At 30.0% G+C, this 17,479-nt stretch carries 15 protein-coding genes and 1 riboswitch; of the genes, 11 read left to right on the top strand and 4 right to left on the bottom strand.

Annotated elements, in window-relative coordinates:
• Positions 1-95: 95 nt before the first annotated feature.
• Positions 96-1,166 carry a branched-chain amino acid aminotransferase gene (locus tag BEN51_RS12345; protein ID WP_119866325.1) on the bottom strand — a complete coding sequence of 357 codons (1,071 nt, stop codon included), beginning with the start codon at positions 1,164-1,166 and terminating at the stop codon, positions 96-98.
• A gap of 307 nt (positions 1,167-1,473) precedes the next feature.
• A riboswitch (Lysine riboswitch) is annotated at positions 1,474-1,656 on the top strand.
• Between the two features lie 239 nt (positions 1,657-1,895).
• Here BEN51_RS12345 and BEN51_RS12340 point away from each other — a divergent pair.
• From BEN51_RS12340 to dapB, 5 genes are read left to right on the top strand one after another with little or no spacing between them, the layout of a single operon-like run.
• Positions 1,896-2,888, top strand: coding sequence for a diaminopimelate dehydrogenase (locus tag BEN51_RS12340; protein ID WP_119866324.1), 993 nt, complete (start codon positions 1,896-1,898; stop codon positions 2,886-2,888).
• Between the two features lie 42 nt (positions 2,889-2,930).
• Complete coding sequence (locus tag BEN51_RS12335) at positions 2,931-4,136, top strand: aspartate kinase (RefSeq protein WP_119866323.1); 1,206 nt, start codon at positions 2,931-2,933, stop codon at positions 4,134-4,136.
• A 34-nt stretch (positions 4,137-4,170) separates the two neighbouring features.
• Positions 4,171-5,169, top strand: a complete 999-nt coding sequence (locus BEN51_RS12330) for an aspartate-semialdehyde dehydrogenase (RefSeq protein ID WP_164704118.1) — start codon at positions 4,171-4,173, stop codon at positions 5,167-5,169.
• Entirely contained in the window at positions 5,166-6,056 is an 891-nt protein-coding gene (dapA, locus tag BEN51_RS12325; RefSeq protein WP_119866321.1) for a 4-hydroxy-tetrahydrodipicolinate synthase, read from the top strand. Before BEN51_RS12330 ends, dapA begins: the two co-directional genes overlap by 4 nt.
• 1 nt (position 6,057) lies before the next feature.
• On the top strand, positions 6,058-6,816 hold the full coding sequence (gene dapB, locus BEN51_RS12320) for a 4-hydroxy-tetrahydrodipicolinate reductase (RefSeq protein WP_119866320.1): 759 nt from the start codon (positions 6,058-6,060) through the stop codon (positions 6,814-6,816).
• 120 nt (positions 6,817-6,936) lie between these two features.
• On the opposite strand, the gene BEN51_RS12315 is transcribed toward dapB, so the two are convergent.
• Positions 6,937-7,908, bottom strand: a complete 972-nt coding sequence (locus tag BEN51_RS12315) for a choloylglycine hydrolase family protein (protein WP_119866319.1) — start codon at positions 7,906-7,908, stop codon at positions 6,937-6,939.
• Positions 7,909-7,988: 80 nt separating this feature from the next.
• Positions 7,989-8,357: an iron chaperone gene (locus BEN51_RS12310; protein WP_119866318.1), complete on the bottom strand. Its 369-nt coding sequence runs from the start codon at positions 8,355-8,357 to the stop codon at positions 7,989-7,991.
• Between the two features lie 176 nt (positions 8,358-8,533).
• On the opposite strand from BEN51_RS12310, the gene BEN51_RS12305 reads away from it, so the two are divergent.
• The 5 genes from BEN51_RS12305 (at position 8,534) to BEN51_RS12285 (ending at position 14,540) form a co-directional block, all read left to right on the top strand.
• Positions 8,534-9,208: a response regulator transcription factor gene (locus tag BEN51_RS12305; protein ID WP_119866317.1), complete on the top strand. Its 675-nt coding sequence runs from the start codon at positions 8,534-8,536 to the stop codon at positions 9,206-9,208.
• Positions 9,201-10,217, top strand: coding sequence for a sensor histidine kinase (locus tag BEN51_RS12300; RefSeq protein WP_335621838.1), 1,017 nt, complete (start codon positions 9,201-9,203; stop codon positions 10,215-10,217). The genes BEN51_RS12305 and BEN51_RS12300 overlap by 8 nt, the downstream gene beginning before the upstream one ends.
• Positions 10,218-10,299: 82 nt before the next feature.
• Positions 10,300-10,983 (top strand): ABC transporter ATP-binding protein, encoded by a 684-nt coding sequence (locus BEN51_RS12295; protein WP_119866316.1) that lies wholly within the window; start codon positions 10,300-10,302, stop codon positions 10,981-10,983.
• Entirely contained in the window at positions 10,980-13,595 is a 2,616-nt protein-coding gene (locus BEN51_RS12290) for an ABC transporter permease (protein ID WP_119866315.1), read from the top strand. The genes BEN51_RS12295 and BEN51_RS12290 overlap by 4 nt, the downstream gene beginning before the upstream one ends.
• An 81-nt stretch (positions 13,596-13,676) precedes the next feature.
• The gene (locus BEN51_RS12285; protein ID WP_119866314.1) at positions 13,677-14,540 is read left to right on the top strand and encodes an AraC family transcriptional regulator; all 864 of its coding nucleotides are present in this window, start codon (positions 13,677-13,679) and stop codon (positions 14,538-14,540) included.
• Positions 14,541-14,596: 56 nt separating this feature from the next.
• Here BEN51_RS12285 and BEN51_RS12280 read toward each other — a convergent pair whose 3' ends face one another.
• Entirely contained in the window at positions 14,597-15,517 is a 921-nt protein-coding gene (locus tag BEN51_RS12280) for a DUF6414 family protein (RefSeq protein ID WP_119866313.1), read from the bottom strand.
• Between the two features lie 318 nt (positions 15,518-15,835).
• Here BEN51_RS12280 and BEN51_RS12275 point away from each other — a divergent pair, with 318 nt between their 5' ends.
• The gene (locus tag BEN51_RS12275; protein ID WP_119866312.1) at positions 15,836-17,446 is read left to right on the top strand and encodes a CTP synthase; all 1,611 of its coding nucleotides are present in this window, start codon (positions 15,836-15,838) and stop codon (positions 17,444-17,446) included.
• Positions 17,447-17,479 lie beyond the last annotated feature (33 nt).

Raw genomic sequence — 17,479 nt, 5'->3', positions numbered from 1 at the left:
AGAATACATGTTAAAGTCAAAAAAAGAGCTACTTTTAACGGATTTTAATCCATTAATGAGATAGCTCTAATTTTTTAAGAATATGAAAATTCTAATTATTTTACTTCAATGGTCCAGTTCATAGTATCTGTAACTTTACCTAATTGAATACCTGTTATAGTATCATATATTTTTTGACTTAGTTCTCCAATTTTTCCATCTTGTATTGTCATAACTTCATCTTTCCATCTAAACTTTCCTACAGGAGAAATTACTGCTGCTGTACCTGTACCCCAAACTTCCTCAAGTTTACCTGTTTTATAGGCATCATAAATTTCGTCGATAGATATTTTTCTTTCTTCTACTGTTAATCCCCAGGATTTACATAATGCAATTACAGAATCACGAGTAACTCCTGGCAATATGCTTCCATTTAATTGTGGAGTAACTACAACCCCATCTATTTTGAAGAAGATATTCATAGCACCAACTTCTTCGATATATTTACGTTCAACACCATCTAACCATAATACTTGTGAAAAACCTTCATCATGAGCTTTTACTTGTGCTGCTAGGCTTGCTGCATAGTTACCACCAGTTTTTGCTTCTCCAATACCACCACGAACAGCTCTTACATATTCATCTTCAATCCAAATACCTACAGGTGCTAGACCGCTTTCATAGTAAGCACCGCTAGGAGACAGGATTATAATAAATAAGTAAGTTTTAGAAGGATTTACACCTAAAAATTCATCTGTAGCAATTATAAATGGTCTTATATATAAAGAAGTACCTGGTGCAGTAGGAATCCAGTCTTCATCAACCTTTACAACTGTTTTAATAGCTTGAACAAAATCTTCTTCTTTTATTTCTGGTATGCAGAGTCTTTTATTAGTATTATTTGCTCTTTTTGCATTCATTTCAGGACGAAATAAAAGTGTTTTTCCATCTTCTGTTTTATATGCTTTTAATCCTTCGAACATTTCTTGACCATAATGGAATACCATAGCGGCAGGGGATAAAGATAGATTATCAAAAGGTACAACTCTAGGATCATGCCAACCCTTACCTTCTGTATAGTTCATAATAAACATGTGATCTGTAAAAATCTTTCCAAAACCTAATGGATGATCTTTTTTTGGTTTTTCTTTTGGTTTTGTAGTTTTAACAATTTTAATATCTAACATAGCTGTAGCCCCCAAACTTTTTATTATTAGTTGTTAATATTTACTCAATATTTTGATAGTAATTTTATCATACTAACATTAAATTCACAATATAATTAATAAATAAAAGAAGGCGCTCTATTTATATATTTATCTCAGCAGTTATAAAGCAGATATAGGAATTAAATTAGCTTGAATATAATATTTTTTGAGAATAAAGAAATAAAATAAAGCAATAAAATTTTTATATAAAATTTTATTGACATATGCTGGATAGGGTGTTATTATAATACACAAGAAAATTGAATAAAAAAATCCTCATCCTAATGGGTGAGGTAGAGGTGCGATTTCTAAGAGTATCTATATGGAAGCCGGAAGCTAGTGAAGTATAGAGAAAGGAGGCATCGCCGAAGCTTCAGATACCAAAATCTGTTGCTGGGTCTGCAGTTAAGAGCTGCAGGACTGTCATCATAGTATTTGCTCGATATTATGATGTTGTGCTATCTCACATTGAGCTATAAGGGTAGAAGGATTGCTATACTTTTTTGTTATACGCGTTTAGCACCCGACAAACCTGTCGGGTGTTTTTTTAACTAAAAATAATTTGAATATTTTAATTATTCTAAAAATTTACTTAAAATAATAGTTATTTTATTCTTGCAAGAATAATTTAATAATATATTCAAAGCTAGGGGCATGCTTAAAAGGCAATAATAAAAGCAATAAATAATAATTTAGGAGGCTGATTATATGAAGGAAAAAATAAGATTAGGAATTGTGGGATATGGAAATTTAGGTAAAGGAGTAGAGCTTGCTATTAGTCAAAATCCGGATATGGAGCTAGCAGCTATATTTACTAGAAGGTCTGTAGATAGTATAAAAAGCTATGGTAAAGGGGTAAAAATAGTTAATATTGATGAAGCTAATAATTATGTAAAAGATATTGACGTAATGATTTTATGTGGAGGATCTTCTACTGATATACCAGTGCAAGGGCCTTATTTTGCTAGTATGTATAATACTGTAGATGCTTATGATAATCATGCTAAAATTCCAGAATATATAAAAGCTATGAATAATGTTTCTAAGGAAGCAGGTAAAGTTAGTGCAGTATGCTTAGGATGGGATCCAGGTTTATTTTCGCTTAATAGGGTTTTACTTGATGCTATGTTGCCAAGCGGAAAGACTTATACATTTTGGGGACCTGGTGTAAGTCAAGGTCATTCAGATGCTATAAGAAGGGTAGAAGGAGTTAAGAATGCTATTCAATATACAGTTCCAATTGAAGAAGCAGTTGAAAGAGTAAGAAATGGCGAAAATCCTGAATTATCTGTTAGAGCAAAACATAGAAGAGAGTGCTATGTAGTAGCAGAAGAATATGCAGATAAGGATGAAATTGTAAATGCTATCAAATCTATGCCTGATTATTTTGTAGATTATGATGTTAATGTAACCTTTATTACAGAAGAGGAATTAGCAAAAAATCATTCTAAATTATTCCATGGTGGTTTTGTTGCAAGAAGTGGAAGAACAGGTGAAGATCGTACAAATAATCATATAGCAGAATTTTCATTAAAACTAGATAGTAATTCAGAATTTACAGCAAATGTTTTAGTAGCTTATGCAAGGGCAGTGTATAGATTAAGCAGTGAAGGAAGCAAAGGTGTTAAGACTATATTTGATATACCATTAACATATGTCTCTGATAAATCTATAGAGGATTTATGTAAGAGTTATCTTTAAGATAGTCTTTCATTAGATTGTAACTATGGGGGGATTGACATTATGCAGTTAGTAGTACAAAAATATGGGGGCTCTTCAGTAGCAACACTAGAAAAGATGAATAAGGTTGCTAATGCTGTAATTAAAAGAAAAAAAGAAGGCTTTAATGTAGTAGTTGTAGTTTCTGCAATGGGAAAAACCACAAATAATCTTATTGAAATGGCAAAATCTATTTCAAAAGAGCCGTGTAAAAGAGAATTAGATATGCTTATGGCAACGGGAGAACAAGTATCAAGTTCTCTCTTATCAATAATTTTTCAGGAAAAGGGATATGATTCAATATCTTTAACAGGTTTTCAAGCAGGTATTAAGACAGAGGGGGTTCATACAAAGAATAAAATTAGTGAAATAGATACTGATAAAATCAAGAGATATCTTGAAGAAGATAAGATTGTAGTAGTAGCTGGATTTCAAGGAATAAATACTGAAGGAGATATAACAACATTAGGAAGAGGCGGTTCAGATACTACAGCAGTAGCGTTAGCAGCAAAATTAAAATGCGAATGTGAGATATATACAGATGTGGATGGTATATATAGTGTAGATCCAAGACTTTTTTCTAATGCTAAAAGACTTGATTATATAAGTTATGAGGAAATGATGGAAATGTCTTGTTTAGGAGCTAAGGTAATGGAAGCAAGGTCAGTAGAACTTGCTTACAAATATAATGTGCCAATTTATGTAGCTTCAAGCCATCAAAAAGGAAAAGGAACATATATAAAGGAGTTGGATAAAGAAATGGAACATAAAGTTATAACTGGATTAACTGTAAGTGATAATGTATTAATGGAAACTATCAATCAAGTTCCATACTCATCAGAATATATTTCAGATATTTTTAGCAGGTTAGCAAAGGAAGAAGTAAATATTGATATGATAAGTCAAACCTCCTCAGGTGATGGTTACGTTAATATATCTTTCACAACTTCAAAAGAGGATGAAGGTACAGTTGATGCAGTAATGAAAGAATATATTAAGAATACACCTGGAATAAATGTAAAGAAAGATACAGATATAACTAAAATATCAGTAGTTGGAATGGGAATGAGAAATGAATCTGGGGTTGCTTCTAAGATATTTAAATTATTCTCAGATAATTCTATTAATTTTAAGCAAGTTACTACTTCTGAAATTAGTATTTCATATATTATAAATGCTTCTGATAAGGAAAAGGCAGTAAATGTTCTATGTGAAGCGTTTAATCTATAAATTTAAGCAGTAAATAAGATACGGGGGGAAAATAATGAAAAAAATTAATATAGCTGTTGTTGGGGCTACTGGAATGGTAGGAAGAAAAATAATTGAAGTTTTAGAAGAGAGAAGATTTCCGATTTCTCAAATTTACTTTTTTGCTTCAGCTAAATCAAAAGGACAAGTTATTAATTTCAGAGGTAAGGACTATTTTGTAGAAGAACTTAATGAAAATTCTTTTGATAGAGAAATAGATATAGCCTTATTTTCAGCAGGAGGAGAAACTAGCAAAAAGTTTGCAGCTATTGCTAGAGATAAGGGAGTTATAGTTGTAGATAACAGTAGTGCGTGGAGAATGGACAAGAATGTACCTTTAGTTGTTCCTGAAGTAAATCCAAAGGACATTAAATGGCATAATGGAATTATAGCCAATCCAAACTGTAGTACTATTCAATCAGTAGTGCCTTTAAAGGCTATAGATGAAAAATTTAAAATAAAAAGGATTATATATTCCACTTATCAGGCAGTATCTGGTTCTGGAGTTGCAGGCATTAGGGAATTAGAGAATGGCTTGAATGGATTAGAGAATACAAATTATCCTTATCAAATAGCTTTTAATTGTCTGCCACATATAGATGTATTTATGGAAAATGGCTATACAAAGGAAGAAATAAAAATGATTGAAGAGACTAAGAAAATACTTGGCAGGCCAGATTTAAGGATAACTGCAACAACAGTAAGAGTTCCTGTTAGATATGGACATAGTATATCAGTTAATTTAGAACTTGAAAAAGAATTTGAACTTAAGGAAGTATATGATATTTTAGGGAAGGCTAAAGGGGTTGTAGTACAAGATAATCTGAAAGAAAATATTTATCCTATGCCAATATATGCAGAGGGAACAGATAGTGTTTATGTAGGGAGAATAAGAAGAGATTTTAGTATTGAAAATGGACTTAATATGTGGGTTGTAGCGGACAATATTAGAAAAGGTGCTGCTACTAATGCTGTCCAAATAGCAGAATTGTTGTTGGAGGAGTTGAGAAAGTGAGACTTTTTAGGGGATCTGGGGTAGCAATTGTTACCCCTTTTAAGAATAATAAAGTAAATTTTGAAAAGCTTGAAGAACTTATAAATTGGCATATAGAAAATAGTACAGATGCAATAATAGTTTGTGGAACAACTGGAGAATCTGCTACTATGAGTAAGAATGAAAAAAAGGAAGTATTAAGATTTGCAGTAGAGAAAGCTGCTGGAAAAATTCCTATTATAGCTGGAACAGGGAGCAATAATACAGCAGATGCAATAGAAATGAGTAAATTTGCTGAAAGTATTAAAGCTGATGGACTTTTGCTTGTAACGCCTTATTATAATAAAACAACTCAAAAGGGTTTAATTAAACATTTTACTGCTATTGCTGATGAAGTAAATATACCTATTATATTATATAATGTTCCAGGAAGAACAGGAGTAAACATACTACCTGAAACTGTAGCAAGTCTTGAAAAGCATCCTAATATAATAGGGATTAAGGAAGCTAGCGGAAATATAAGCCAGGTAGCAGAAATAGCTAGATTGTGTTCTGATAATTTTTATATTTATTCAGGAAATGATGATCAAATTGTAGCAGTTTTATCTCTTGGAGGCTGTGGGGTAATTTCCGTAGCAGCTAATATTCTGCCAAAGGAAATTCATGATTTAGTTTTTAGCTTCTTAGAGGGAAAAGTAAATGAAGCTAGAAAACTTCAGCTTAGAATGAATTCTTTAATTAATTCATTGTTTATAGAAGTTAATCCTATACCTATAAAAACTGCAATGAATTTAATAGGAATGGATGCAGGAGAGCTTAGATTGCCCCTTGTAGAAATGGAAGAAAAAAATAAAAGTATATTAATAAAAAATTTATTAGATATGGGATTTAGAATTGAGGGGAAATAAGATGATTAAGGTTATGATATATGGGGCAAATGGAAAAATGGCTCAAGTTCTAAGTAGACAGATAGAACTAGAAAAAGACATGGAAATTGCAGTAGGTATAGATAGATATAATAGTGATGGAAAAAATAAATATCCTATTTATAGTGATCCTTATGAATATAATGGTGAAGTAGATGTTATAATTGATTTTTCTCATCCATCTAATCTAGATCAGATGTTAGATTTTTCTATAAAAAGAAAAATACCATTAGTTATTGCTACAACTGGACTTTCAGAGGAGCAGCTAAAGGAAATAGAAGATGCAGCTAAGAAGACAGCTATTCTTCATTCCTCGAATATGTCTCTTGGGATTAACATTCTTTCCAGGGTATTAAGAAATATAAGCAAACTATTAAGTGAAGATTTTGATATAGAAATTATAGAAAAACATCATAATAAAAAGGTAGATGCGCCAAGTGGTACAGCTTATTTATTAGCAAATGTAATTAATGAAGTTTTAGATAATAGTAAAGAATACACCTATGGCAGGGAAGGTAAAAATGTTAAAAGAGAAAAAAATGAAATAGGAATTCATGCCATTCGTGGAGGAACTATAGCGGGAGAACATACAATAATATTTGCTGGAGATGATGAAATTATAGAGTTAAAGCATACGGCTTTATCAAAAAATATTTTTGCCTTAGGTGCTATTAAAGCAGCACGCTTTATAGTTAAGTCTGAGGAAGGACTTTATACAATGGATGATATATTTTGTAAATAGTTTATAAAAGAATAGACTTCAAGTAATTTTTTATAAGTAAAAATATTTTTAAATTTTTAACTTTAAAGGTGCTGTTTCAGACAGCACCTTTTTAAATATTATGGTTTAACAAGAGTTAAATCATACAGAAGAGGCAATGCTCCCAAGGAATATTGGCTTAGAACTCTTCCTGTAATGATCCCAAAGACATGCCCTTAGGATTTGATTGTTATTATAGGTTTTAAAGTAATATTCACATGTATTAGTGTTCATAAAAGCAACATATTTGGTATAATCATAGGTGCCTTTATCAGTTAACACAATACCTTTAGGAATAAAAAGACTATTCATAATATGAAAGCATGTAATAAGTGTTTCATACGAATTTTTTGGAACTGGTACGTGAGATTTTAAAAAAGCTGCACGAATAAAACGTTCAGGGGAGGTAAAACCTCCAGGGAGTGCCATAGTTCCGGAACCTTGTCCAAAAGGAGTTAATGATACATTTCCCCAGTAGACTTCATTTTGCTGAGTAGTTGATATATTCATATAATTTCTTAAATTAGTAATATGCCATCTGAAATCAGGACTATTAGCCATAACTCCTATAGGGTTATCAATTACTTCAAGACCATCTTCTGTTTGTTCAATAACAACAGATTTACCACTTTTGTCAGTGGCGATCCAATGCAGAGGTGCAGCTGTTCTTGTAACTGGATCTAATATGCCTACAATAGTAACATTTTTTAATAAAGATTTTAAATCATCTATGCAGCTGCAACGACCTAAAATAAAATGTAAAAAATCTAAAGAAGCAATTTCTTCTTTATCCTTTATAGGTAAGTTATAGTAGGCGTAACCTGCAAAATATAAGACGGCAGCGGCAAATCCTGTTTCATTTACACCATCAAAAAAGCCAAGCATACCATCAGTTTCTTGCCCCATAGAAATAAAACTATATTTATCAATATACCTTTTCTCTGTTGCAAGGCTGTACCATTCGTAATCTTTAGGTATTACAAAAACTCCAGGTTCAATAGGATGGGAGAAATCCATGGTTCTTCCAAAGAAGTTTTCCTTTTGCACGGATTGGAGTGTAATGGCGGTGCACATAATATAGAACCTCCAATATTATAAAATTATGCTTATAATATATGGTTTCTCAGTAAGGAAAGTGAAGCTTTTTATTCCTTTTACCTCCAAAAAGTTTTACAGTCAGCCTTATCTAATATGTTAAACTGAATTATTTTTTCAAGTAGTGAATAGTCTATAGGATTTTTCCATTTGATACGGAAAATTCTTTTAGTATGTTCATATCCCGATTTTTCTATATCTTTAGCAAATTTAAGTATCACAGCATCTTCGGGTGCAACAGCTATATGCTGCTTTGAAACACTAAAAGCTATAATAAAGGTTCCTTGGTGAGTAAACATAGGCTGATTCCACTTGATTACTGGATTTAACTCTGGAAATTTATTTATAATCCAGTTTAAAATTTCTTCTAATTTATTACGATGATCTGGGTTTTCAATTTTTTCCAGAAAATCAGAAAACGTATTCATAATTATTCCTCCTAAAGTATAGTCTTTTCACTTAAAGAAAAGCTTTTAGTTTATTTTTATATTATTATTATCGTTTATTATCAATGATAATTAAGATTATTTTAATCTTATTCTAAGATAAATATTATTAAATTAATGCTATAATAGATAATAATTTTATTAAATGGGGTGATAACTTGAAGCTTCTATTAGTTGAAGATGATAAAACAATTGCTTCCGGCTTAGAATATTCTTTAGCAAAGGAAGGTTTTAATATAGTTTTATGTCATGATCTTGCTTCCGGAAAAAAAGCTTTTAAAGAAAACAAATTTGATTTATGTTTACTTGATGTATCTTTGCCAGATGGAAATGGTTATGATTTATGTAGAATTATAAGAGAAGAAAGTGAAATTCCTATTATATTTTTAACTGCCTGTGATGATGAAGTAAATGTTGTTATGGGACTTGATATGGGGGCAGATGATTATATAACAAAACCCTTCAGGCTTAGGGAGCTTATATCTAGAATAAAGTCGGTACTGAGAAGATACAATAAGGATGATTCGAATAAGATTATTGAAATAAATAACTTAAAGATAAATACCAATGAGGCAAAGGTTTACAAAAATGGAGAAGAAGTTAATCTTACAGCATTAGAATATCGTTTGCTATTAATCTTTGTAAATAATAGGGGGCAAGTTTTGTCTAGAAGTCAGTTATTAGAAAGAATATGGGATGTAGCAGGAGATTTTGTTAATGATAATACCCTAACAGTTTATATTAAAAGAATTCGTGAAAAATTAGAGGATGATCCCCAAAAGCCTAAAATTATTAAAACAGTACGTGGTTTAGGGTATAAGGTAGGTGATTAAAATTAAGATACTTAGAAATAAGGAAATTAGAATTTTATTATTCTTATTAATAGGAGTGTCAGTAACAGGAACTTTTCTAGTTTTTATTATAAATCCTATGGCAGGACTTATAACTTTTATAGTTTCTTTTTTAATAATATATCTAGCCCTTTTATTTACTTTAAAAAGATATAAGGAAATAGAAGATTTATCTGGATATTTACGTGATATCAGCAATGGAAATTACTCTATGGATATAAGGGATAATGAAGAGGGAGAACTTAGCATTTTAAAAAATGAAATTTATAAGGTTACCCTTATGCTTTCAAAACAGGGAGAATATTTAAAAAAGGATAAGGAAGCTTTAGCTGATGCTCTTTCTGACATATCTCATCAATTAAAGACACCCCTTACCTCTATGATGGTTATGATAGATTTATTAAGAGAAGAAAAGTTAGAAGCAGAGAAAAGAATAGAATTTACAAAGAATATAGAAACTCAGCTTAAGCGTATGGAGTGGCTTCTTACATCTCTACTAAAGCTTTCAAAGATAGATGCAGGTACAGTGAGTTTTAAAAAAGATAAAGTATTAGTAGGAGAGCTTATTAAAAAAGCATTGAATCCTTTATTAATTCCTATGGAGATTAAAGAGCAGAAGTTATTTATAGATGGAAAGGAAAATACATCCTTTATAGGAGATATAAATTGGACCACAGAGGCAATTGTAAATATATTAAAAAACTGCATAGAACATACTAAAAATGAGGGTATAATATCTATTTTTTATGATGAAAATCCCTTATATACTGAAATTAAAATAAAAGACAATGGAATTGGTATAGAAAAGGAAGATTTGCCTTATATTTTTAAAAGATTTTATAAAGGTAAAAATGCTAGTGATGAAAGTGTTGGTATAGGGCTTGCTATGGCTAAGAGTATTATAACTAATCAAAATGGAGATTTAAGTGTTAAAAGTAAGAAAAGTGAAGGTACAGAGTTTAGTATAAAGTTTTATAAAGAACAAAAGTGACTAAATTGTAATAAATAAGTCACTCTATAGTCATCTTAGATGGATATACTTTAGGCATAGTAAGAAAATTGGAGGTTTTATAATGGAAATAGTAAGAGTGGAAAATCTGTCTAAGCAATATGGCACTGGAGAAACAGCAGTAAAAGCACTTAATAATGTATCTTTTTCTGTAAATAAGGGGGAGTTTGTTGCAATAGTTGGTGCATCAGGTTCAGGTAAATCTACCTTATTACATTTACTTGGTGGTGTGGATAGACCTACAAGTGGTAAGGTTTTTATTGATAATACAGATATCTACAGTTTAAACGAAACTCAGCTTGCTATATTTAGACGCAGGCAAATTGGGCTTATATATCAATTTTATAATCTTATTCCTGTACTTAATGTGGAAGAAAATATTACCCTTCCTTTATTGCTTGATGGACATAATGTAGATAAAAAACAGTTTAATAAAATAATAAAAATACTTGGATTAGAAAATAGGCTAAAGCATCTGCCTAATCAGCTTTCAGGGGGACAACAGCAAAGAGTATCTATAGGAAGGGCTTTAATAAGTAATCCTGCAATTATGCTGGCAGATGAGCCTACAGGAAATTTAGATAGCAAAAATGGAAATGAAATTATTGAATTATTAAAAATGTTTAATAAAACCTTTGGTCAAACTCTTATTATGATTACTCATGATGAAAGAATTGCCTTGCAAGCAGACAGAATCATTACTATAGAAGACGGTGAAATTACTAAAAATGAGGTGATTCATTCATGAATATTATAAATAAGTTGACTTTAAGACAGTTGCTATTAAATAAGAGACGAACTCTTGTTACCATAATTGGAGTAATAATTTCTGTAGCAATGATTACAGCAGTAGCATCCCTAGGCATTTCTTTTATGGATATGATGAGAAGAAACAGTATATCAAATGAGGGAGAATGGCATGTTCTTTATGAAAATGTAAATAAAACTCAATTAGAGGCAATTAAAAATGATGAGGAAACAAAAGAGCTAATTTTAAGCAGAGGATTAGGATATGCTTTTCTAGAGGGAAGTCAAAATGATAATAAACCATATATTTTTATACAAGAGTATAATGAGGCAGCTTTTGAGAACTTTCCTATTAAATTAATAGATGGGAAACTACCTGAAAGGGAAAATGAAATTGCAATTTCTGAAGCAATAATAAAAAATGCAAAGGTTAATTATAAAATAGGAGATACCGTAACTTTGGAGATTGGACAAAGACATTATCAAGATGAGGATGGTAATGATATAATACTTAGTCAAAAGGATGACTTAAGAAGATTTAATGGTACAATTCAGGAAACATTAATAAAAGAAGTTACAAAATCCTATACAATTGTAGGAATAATAGAAAATCTTAAATGGGAATATTCCTGGGCACCAGGGTATAATGCAATATCTTATATTGATGAAAATATTATAAAGCCAGAGGAAGAAGTAAATTCATCAGTTATTTTAAAGAATATAAATTCTAAATTATTTAAAAATGCAGAAAATTTAGCTTCTCAAAATGGTATAGAGAAAGTAAGCTTTAATAATGATTTATTAAGATGTTATGGAGTTATTAAAGATGATAATCTAAGAAATATGATTATAGTTTTATCTATTATTGTTACAGCGATAATAATGATTGGATCTATATCTTTAATATATAATGCTTTTGCTATTTCTGTATCAGAACGTTCAAGGCATTTAGGAATGTTATCAAGTGTTGGTGCAACAAAGAAACAAAAGAGAAATTCTGTATTTTTTGAAGGAGCTGTTATTGGGATAATAAGTATTCCTGTTGGAATTATAGCTGGTTTATTAGGCATGGGCATTACTTTTAGATTTATAAATTCAATGATTCAAGGGGTATTAGGAATAACAGAAAATCTAAAATTAGTAGTGTCACCAGTATCAATTTTAATAGCAATTTTTGTTTCTATCATTACTATTTTAATTTCAACTTATATACCAGCAAAGAGGGCATCAAATGTTTCTGCTATAGATGCAATTAGGCAAACACAAGATGTTAAAATTAAAGGAAAAGAAGTAAAGACCTCAAAGTTAACAAGAAAAATATTTGGTATAGAAGGTGAGCTGGGATTAAAAAATCTTAAACGAAATAAAGCAAGATATAGAGCTACTGTATTTTCTTTGATCATAAGTATGATTTTGTTTTTAGCGGTATCTTATTTTACCTCAAGTCTTAAAAAATCTTTATTACTTACTCAAGATGGAATTAATTTTGATGTGGTAGTCTATTTTAATGATAGAGATAGGGTGAAGCAGGAAGAAATAATTAATAAAATAATCTCCTTAGATAATATTTCTGAATATAATTATATTTATAGTCTAGATCTTAATTCCTGGGTTAAAGAAGAATTTGTACCTGACTATATAAAGGAGTTCCAGCATGAAGCCTTGTCAGATGGAAAATATCCTTATGATATATCAGTAAAAGCATTGGATAATGAAGCTTTAAAAGTTTATTCAGAAGAAGTTGGACTTGACTTTAATAAACTACTAGATGTAGAAAATCCTTCTGCTATAGTTATTGATACAATAAGATATGAAGATGGAAGGACAAATAGATATATTGAAGAAAAGGCGATTAAGACAAAGATAGGAGAAAAACTAGATTTAGAATTTTATGATTATGAATTTAATGAAAGGGTTTCTGTTGGTTCATTAGAAATAGCTGCTTTAACTGATAAGGTTCCTATGGGAATTTCATCATCCATTTATGGAGCTGCTTTTAATGTAATTATTTCTGAAGAGCTTTTTTATAAAATAGCAGAAGCTAATAAAAATGTAAGTGATAATATTAATAGAATTCTTTATTTAAAAAGTGATAATCCTTTAATCCTTCAAGAAGGTATTGAAGAAATCCAAAAGTCATATGTGCAAGATGAAATATCTTTTTATAATTTACATATGGCTAGACAGCGAGAAGAGCGAATGATTTTAATAATGTCAGTGTTTACTTATGCTTTTATTTTACTTATTACTTCAATTTGTATAGCAAATATATTTAATACTATATCAACTAGTATTGCTCTTAGGAAGAGGGAATTTGCAATGCTTAAGTCTGTTGGAATGACTTCTGAGAGTTTTAATAAAATGATAAATTATGAAAGTATATTTTATGGGATAAAGGCTCTATCTTATGGTATGCCAATTAGTTTTTTTGTAATGTTTTTAATGTATAAAACCTTGATGACTAATTTTAGCTTTGAATTTGAAGTTCCATGGTTTAGTGTTTTTATATCAATTGTATCAGTATTTATAATAGTTGGATCTGCCATGATTTATTCAAGCAAAAAGGTTAAAAAAGAAAATATCATTGATACATTAAAACAGGAAATTATATAACTATTTGATATATTTCCTATAAAAAAATCAAATATAAATAAATTATCCAGGTTATTATGAATACATGAAAGGGCGGGAACAATGTTAAAGGAATTAAATGGTGTAATTGACTATATTGAAGAACATTTAACTGATGATTTATCTCTTGAAGTAATTTCTGAATATGCTGGAGTTTCTGATTATCATTTTAGAAAGATATTTTTATATCTTACAGGGTTTAGCCTTAGTGAATATATAAAAAATAGAAGGTTATCAGAAGCAAGTATGGATTTACTGAATGGAGAAAAAGTAACTGATGTTGCATTTAAATATGGTTATCAATCAACTGATGGTTTTACTAGAGCTTTTAAAAAATGGAGTGGACTATTACCTTCAGATGTAATAAAAAATGGTGTCGGTAAAACATTTCCCAAACTTTCATTTATAATAACCGTTAAGGGAGGAAATAATATAGAATTTAGAATAGAAGAAAAACCTGCTTTTAATTTAGTTGGTGTATCTAAGCGTGTTCCTATGCAGTTTGAGGGGATAAATAATGAGATTGTTAAACTTGCTCAAAGTATAACGGATAAGCAAAGGGAGGAAATGCATTCCCTTCAAAATATTGAACCTTATGAAATTATTAGTGCTTCCTATGAGTCTGATACTAGCTTCATGAAAGAAGAGGGATATTTAACTCACTTAATAGGTGTTCTAACAACTAAAAATGAAGTGAGTGATTTATTAGAAAAAGTGCCTGTTGAAGCTTGTACTTGGGCTGTATTTCCTAATGAAGGACCTTTTCCTTCTATCTTACAGGAAACAATGGCAAAAATATATTCAGAATGGCTTCCTGCTTCTAATTACGAAGTACTTAATCTTCCTTCATTTTCATTTGCTAAAATGAATGAAACTAAGGAAGCTTATGCATATAGTGAAATATGGCTTCCTGTTAAAAAGAAATAAAAAATAGAAATATCCTTCCAATTACGGTATATTTAAAGTCTTATTTGGAAGGATATTTATATGCAAATACTTATTGGTACTATTTCAAGGGCGGGGCCATAAATTTCTGTAATAAATTCACGTGGTATTGAAAAACCATTATCATTTAATACTTTAAAATAGGGCTTAAAGGAATTAAGAAGGCTTTTATAATATTCGGTCAATCCTGTTTTTCTTAATTCGCTTATATTTTCCTTTGATGATTTAATTACACTTGCAACTTTGCCGAAGACAGTACAATTGCAGGCTTCAAGGTCATAGATATAGGAAAACTTTGAAGTATAGTTGGTGTTTAAGCTTAAAATGGAAGAGAAGGAATTTGATTTTACAAGAACTTCTAAAGTATTACCTTTAATAAGAAGTTTTTGCATAGACTTAAGTAATTCTAATATTGATGTATAAGTTAGAGGACCAAGATTTGAATTGTTAAATTGCTTATCTAAAGATGAAGGGTCATAATTAGTTAATATAAGTATGCAGTTATCTATAGTATTTGAAAGAGAATTTATTTTTAATGAACCATTAAATTCAACATAATCACCGTTAAATATATCATCAATGGAAGCTTGATTATTATTTAAATTCTTTATTAAATTTAGATCAATCATAGCCCTTTTTAAAATATTGTAATAAAGGAAGGTAGAATAAGCCCTTTTTATAGTAATATCATTTCTATCATAGTTTTTGCTTTCAAGGTATTTTAGAGAGTCTTCATAATTGTAGCAGCTTTTACCGATAGTTGTGCTATCATCCTTATCTCCTTTAGTGTTCTTATAGTCTTCGCTATGCTGACCCTTATTATTGTTTTGATATTTACCAGTATAGGTATTATCATTAACTTTTCTAATAGTAATACTTTCAAAATATCCATTTATTAAAATTGAAGAAATATCTTGTATCATATCCTGATTTAAATATATTGGACTAAGCAAAGACATTATTATCTACCTGTTTTAAAATTATTATATATAATAATATATTAATGATAATTAATAATGTGCCAGTGGAGTCCTTTGAAACAGGAGCTTATTAATAAATTAACCCCGTGAAGTATTATTTTAAAACTTCACGGGGTTTTAATTATTTTTAAAAATGATAAAAAACATATTCACAAAAGAATATGGATATGTTATAATGCTTTCTATATTTATGACAACAAAATCCCCATTTTACAATAGAGAGGTAATTTTTATTATAATGAGTTATGGGGGATTTGTCAATAGATAAATTTATTTTTTTAAAATTGGAGGATAATTATGAGTACAAAGTATGTATTTGTTACAGGTGGTGTTGTATCTTCATTAGGAAAAGGTATTACAGCAGCTTCTTTAGGAAGATTATTAAAAAATAGAGGGTTAAAGGTTTCTATACAAAAGTTTGATCCATATTTAAATGTAGATCCTGGTACTATGAGTCCATATCAACATGGAGAGGTATTTGTAACTGAAGATGGTGCAGAAACAGACTTAGATTTAGGACACTATGAAAGATTTATAGATGAAAATTTAAATAAGTATAGTAATGTAACTACAGGTAAGATCTACTGGTCAGTAATATCTAAGGAAAGAAAAGGAGAATATTTAGGAGGTACAGTTCAGGTTATTCCTCATATTACAAATGAAATAAAGAAGATGATTCAAAGAGTTTCTGAGGTTAAGGACGTTGATGTTGTTATAACTGAAATTGGGGGAACAGTTGGAGATATTGAATCCCTGCCATTTTTAGAAGCAATAAGACAAATTAAATATGATGTTGGAATGGAAAATGTATGCTTTATTCATGTTACATTAGTCCCTTATCTTGGAAAGGCAGGAGAGTTAAAAACTAAACCAACTCAGCATTCTGTAAAAGAATTAAGAAGTATAGGTATTCAGCCGGATATAATAGTTTGCCGTTCTGAAAAGGAAATATCAAATGATTTAAAAAATAAAATTGGATTGTTCTGTAATGTAAATGGAGAAGCAGTAATACAAAATTTAGATGCAGAAAATTTATATGAAGTTCCTCTTATGCTTCATAAAGAAGGTTTAGATACTTTAGTTTGTAAGAAGTTAGGTTTAGAATATAATGAAATAGATAATAGTAAGTGGATTGAAATGGTTAGTAAGCTAAAGACACTATCTGATACTGTAAATATTGCATTGGTAGGCAAGTATGTAGAATTCCATGATGCTTATTTATCAGTTGTAGAGGCTTTAAATCATGGTGGACTACATAATGATGTAAAAGTAAATATAAAATGGGTAGATGCAGAGGAAGTAACAAAAGAAAATGCAGAAGAACTATTAAAAACCGTAGATGGCGTGCTTGTACCTGGTGGTTTTGGTGATAGGGGTGTAGAAGGAAAAATTGAGGCTATAAGATATGCAAGGGAAAATAAGCTTCCTTTCTTAGGAATTTGTCTTGGTATGCAGTGTGCAGTTATAGAGTATTCAAGAAATGTGTTAGGACTTAGAGATGCTAATAGTTCAGAAATAAATCCTAATACAGAATATCCAGTTATAGATCTAATGAATGATCAAAAAGATATTGATAAAATGGGTGGAACTATGAGATTAGGAGCATATCCTTGTAAAATTGAAAAGGGAACTTTTTCAGCAGAAGCTTACAAGGAAGAATTTATTTATGAAAGACATAGACATAGATATGAATTTAATAATGAATTTAGAAGTAAGTTGACTGAAGCTGGAATGGTTCTTTCAGGACTAAGCCCTGATGGTAGATTAGTAGAAATTGTTGAAATAAAAGATCATCCTTGGTTTGTTGGAGCACAATTCCATCCTGAATTAAAGTCAAGACCTAACAGACCACATCCATTATTTAAGGATTTTATAAGGGCTTCTATTAAATACAATAGTAAAAGATAATTAATATTGACATAAGATTATTGTTTGTGATGT

This window comes from Clostridium isatidis (assembly GCF_002285495.1).
GTDB classification, from domain to species: Bacteria; Bacillota; Clostridia; order Clostridiales; family Clostridiaceae; genus Clostridium; species Clostridium isatidis.
This window is presented reverse-complemented; position numbering and strand designations above follow the sequence as displayed.

Excerpts from the sequence above, each read along its gene's own strand:
- BEN51_RS12345 (WP_119866325.1), bottom strand. The coding sequence starts at position 1,166 with ATGTTAGATATTAAAATTGTTAAAACTACAAAACCAAAAGAAAAACCA.
- BEN51_RS12340 (WP_119866324.1), top strand. The coding sequence starts at position 1,896 with ATGAAGGAAAAAATAAGATTAGGAATTGTGGGATATGGAAATTTAGGT.
- BEN51_RS12335 (WP_119866323.1), top strand. The coding sequence starts at position 2,931 with ATGCAGTTAGTAGTACAAAAATATGGGGGCTCTTCAGTAGCAACACTA.
- BEN51_RS12330 (WP_164704118.1), top strand. The coding sequence starts at position 4,171 with ATGAAAAAAATTAATATAGCTGTTGTTGGGGCTACTGGAATGGTAGGA.
- dapB (WP_119866320.1), top strand. The coding sequence starts at position 6,058 with ATGATTAAGGTTATGATATATGGGGCAAATGGAAAAATGGCTCAAGTT.
- BEN51_RS12315 (WP_119866319.1), bottom strand. The coding sequence starts at position 7,908 with ATGTGCACCGCCATTACACTCCAATCCGTGCAAAAGGAAAACTTCTTT.
- BEN51_RS12310 (WP_119866318.1), bottom strand. The coding sequence starts at position 8,357 with ATGAATACGTTTTCTGATTTTCTGGAAAAAATTGAAAACCCAGATCAT.
- BEN51_RS12295 (WP_119866316.1), top strand. The coding sequence starts at position 10,300 with ATGGAAATAGTAAGAGTGGAAAATCTGTCTAAGCAATATGGCACTGGA.
- BEN51_RS12290 (WP_119866315.1), top strand. The coding sequence starts at position 10,980 with ATGAATATTATAAATAAGTTGACTTTAAGACAGTTGCTATTAAATAAG.
- BEN51_RS12285 (WP_119866314.1), top strand. The coding sequence starts at position 13,677 with ATGTTAAAGGAATTAAATGGTGTAATTGACTATATTGAAGAACATTTA.
- BEN51_RS12280 (WP_119866313.1), bottom strand. The coding sequence starts at position 15,517 with ATGTCTTTGCTTAGTCCAATATATTTAAATCAGGATATGATACAAGAT.
- BEN51_RS12275 (WP_119866312.1), top strand. The coding sequence starts at position 15,836 with ATGAGTACAAAGTATGTATTTGTTACAGGTGGTGTTGTATCTTCATTA.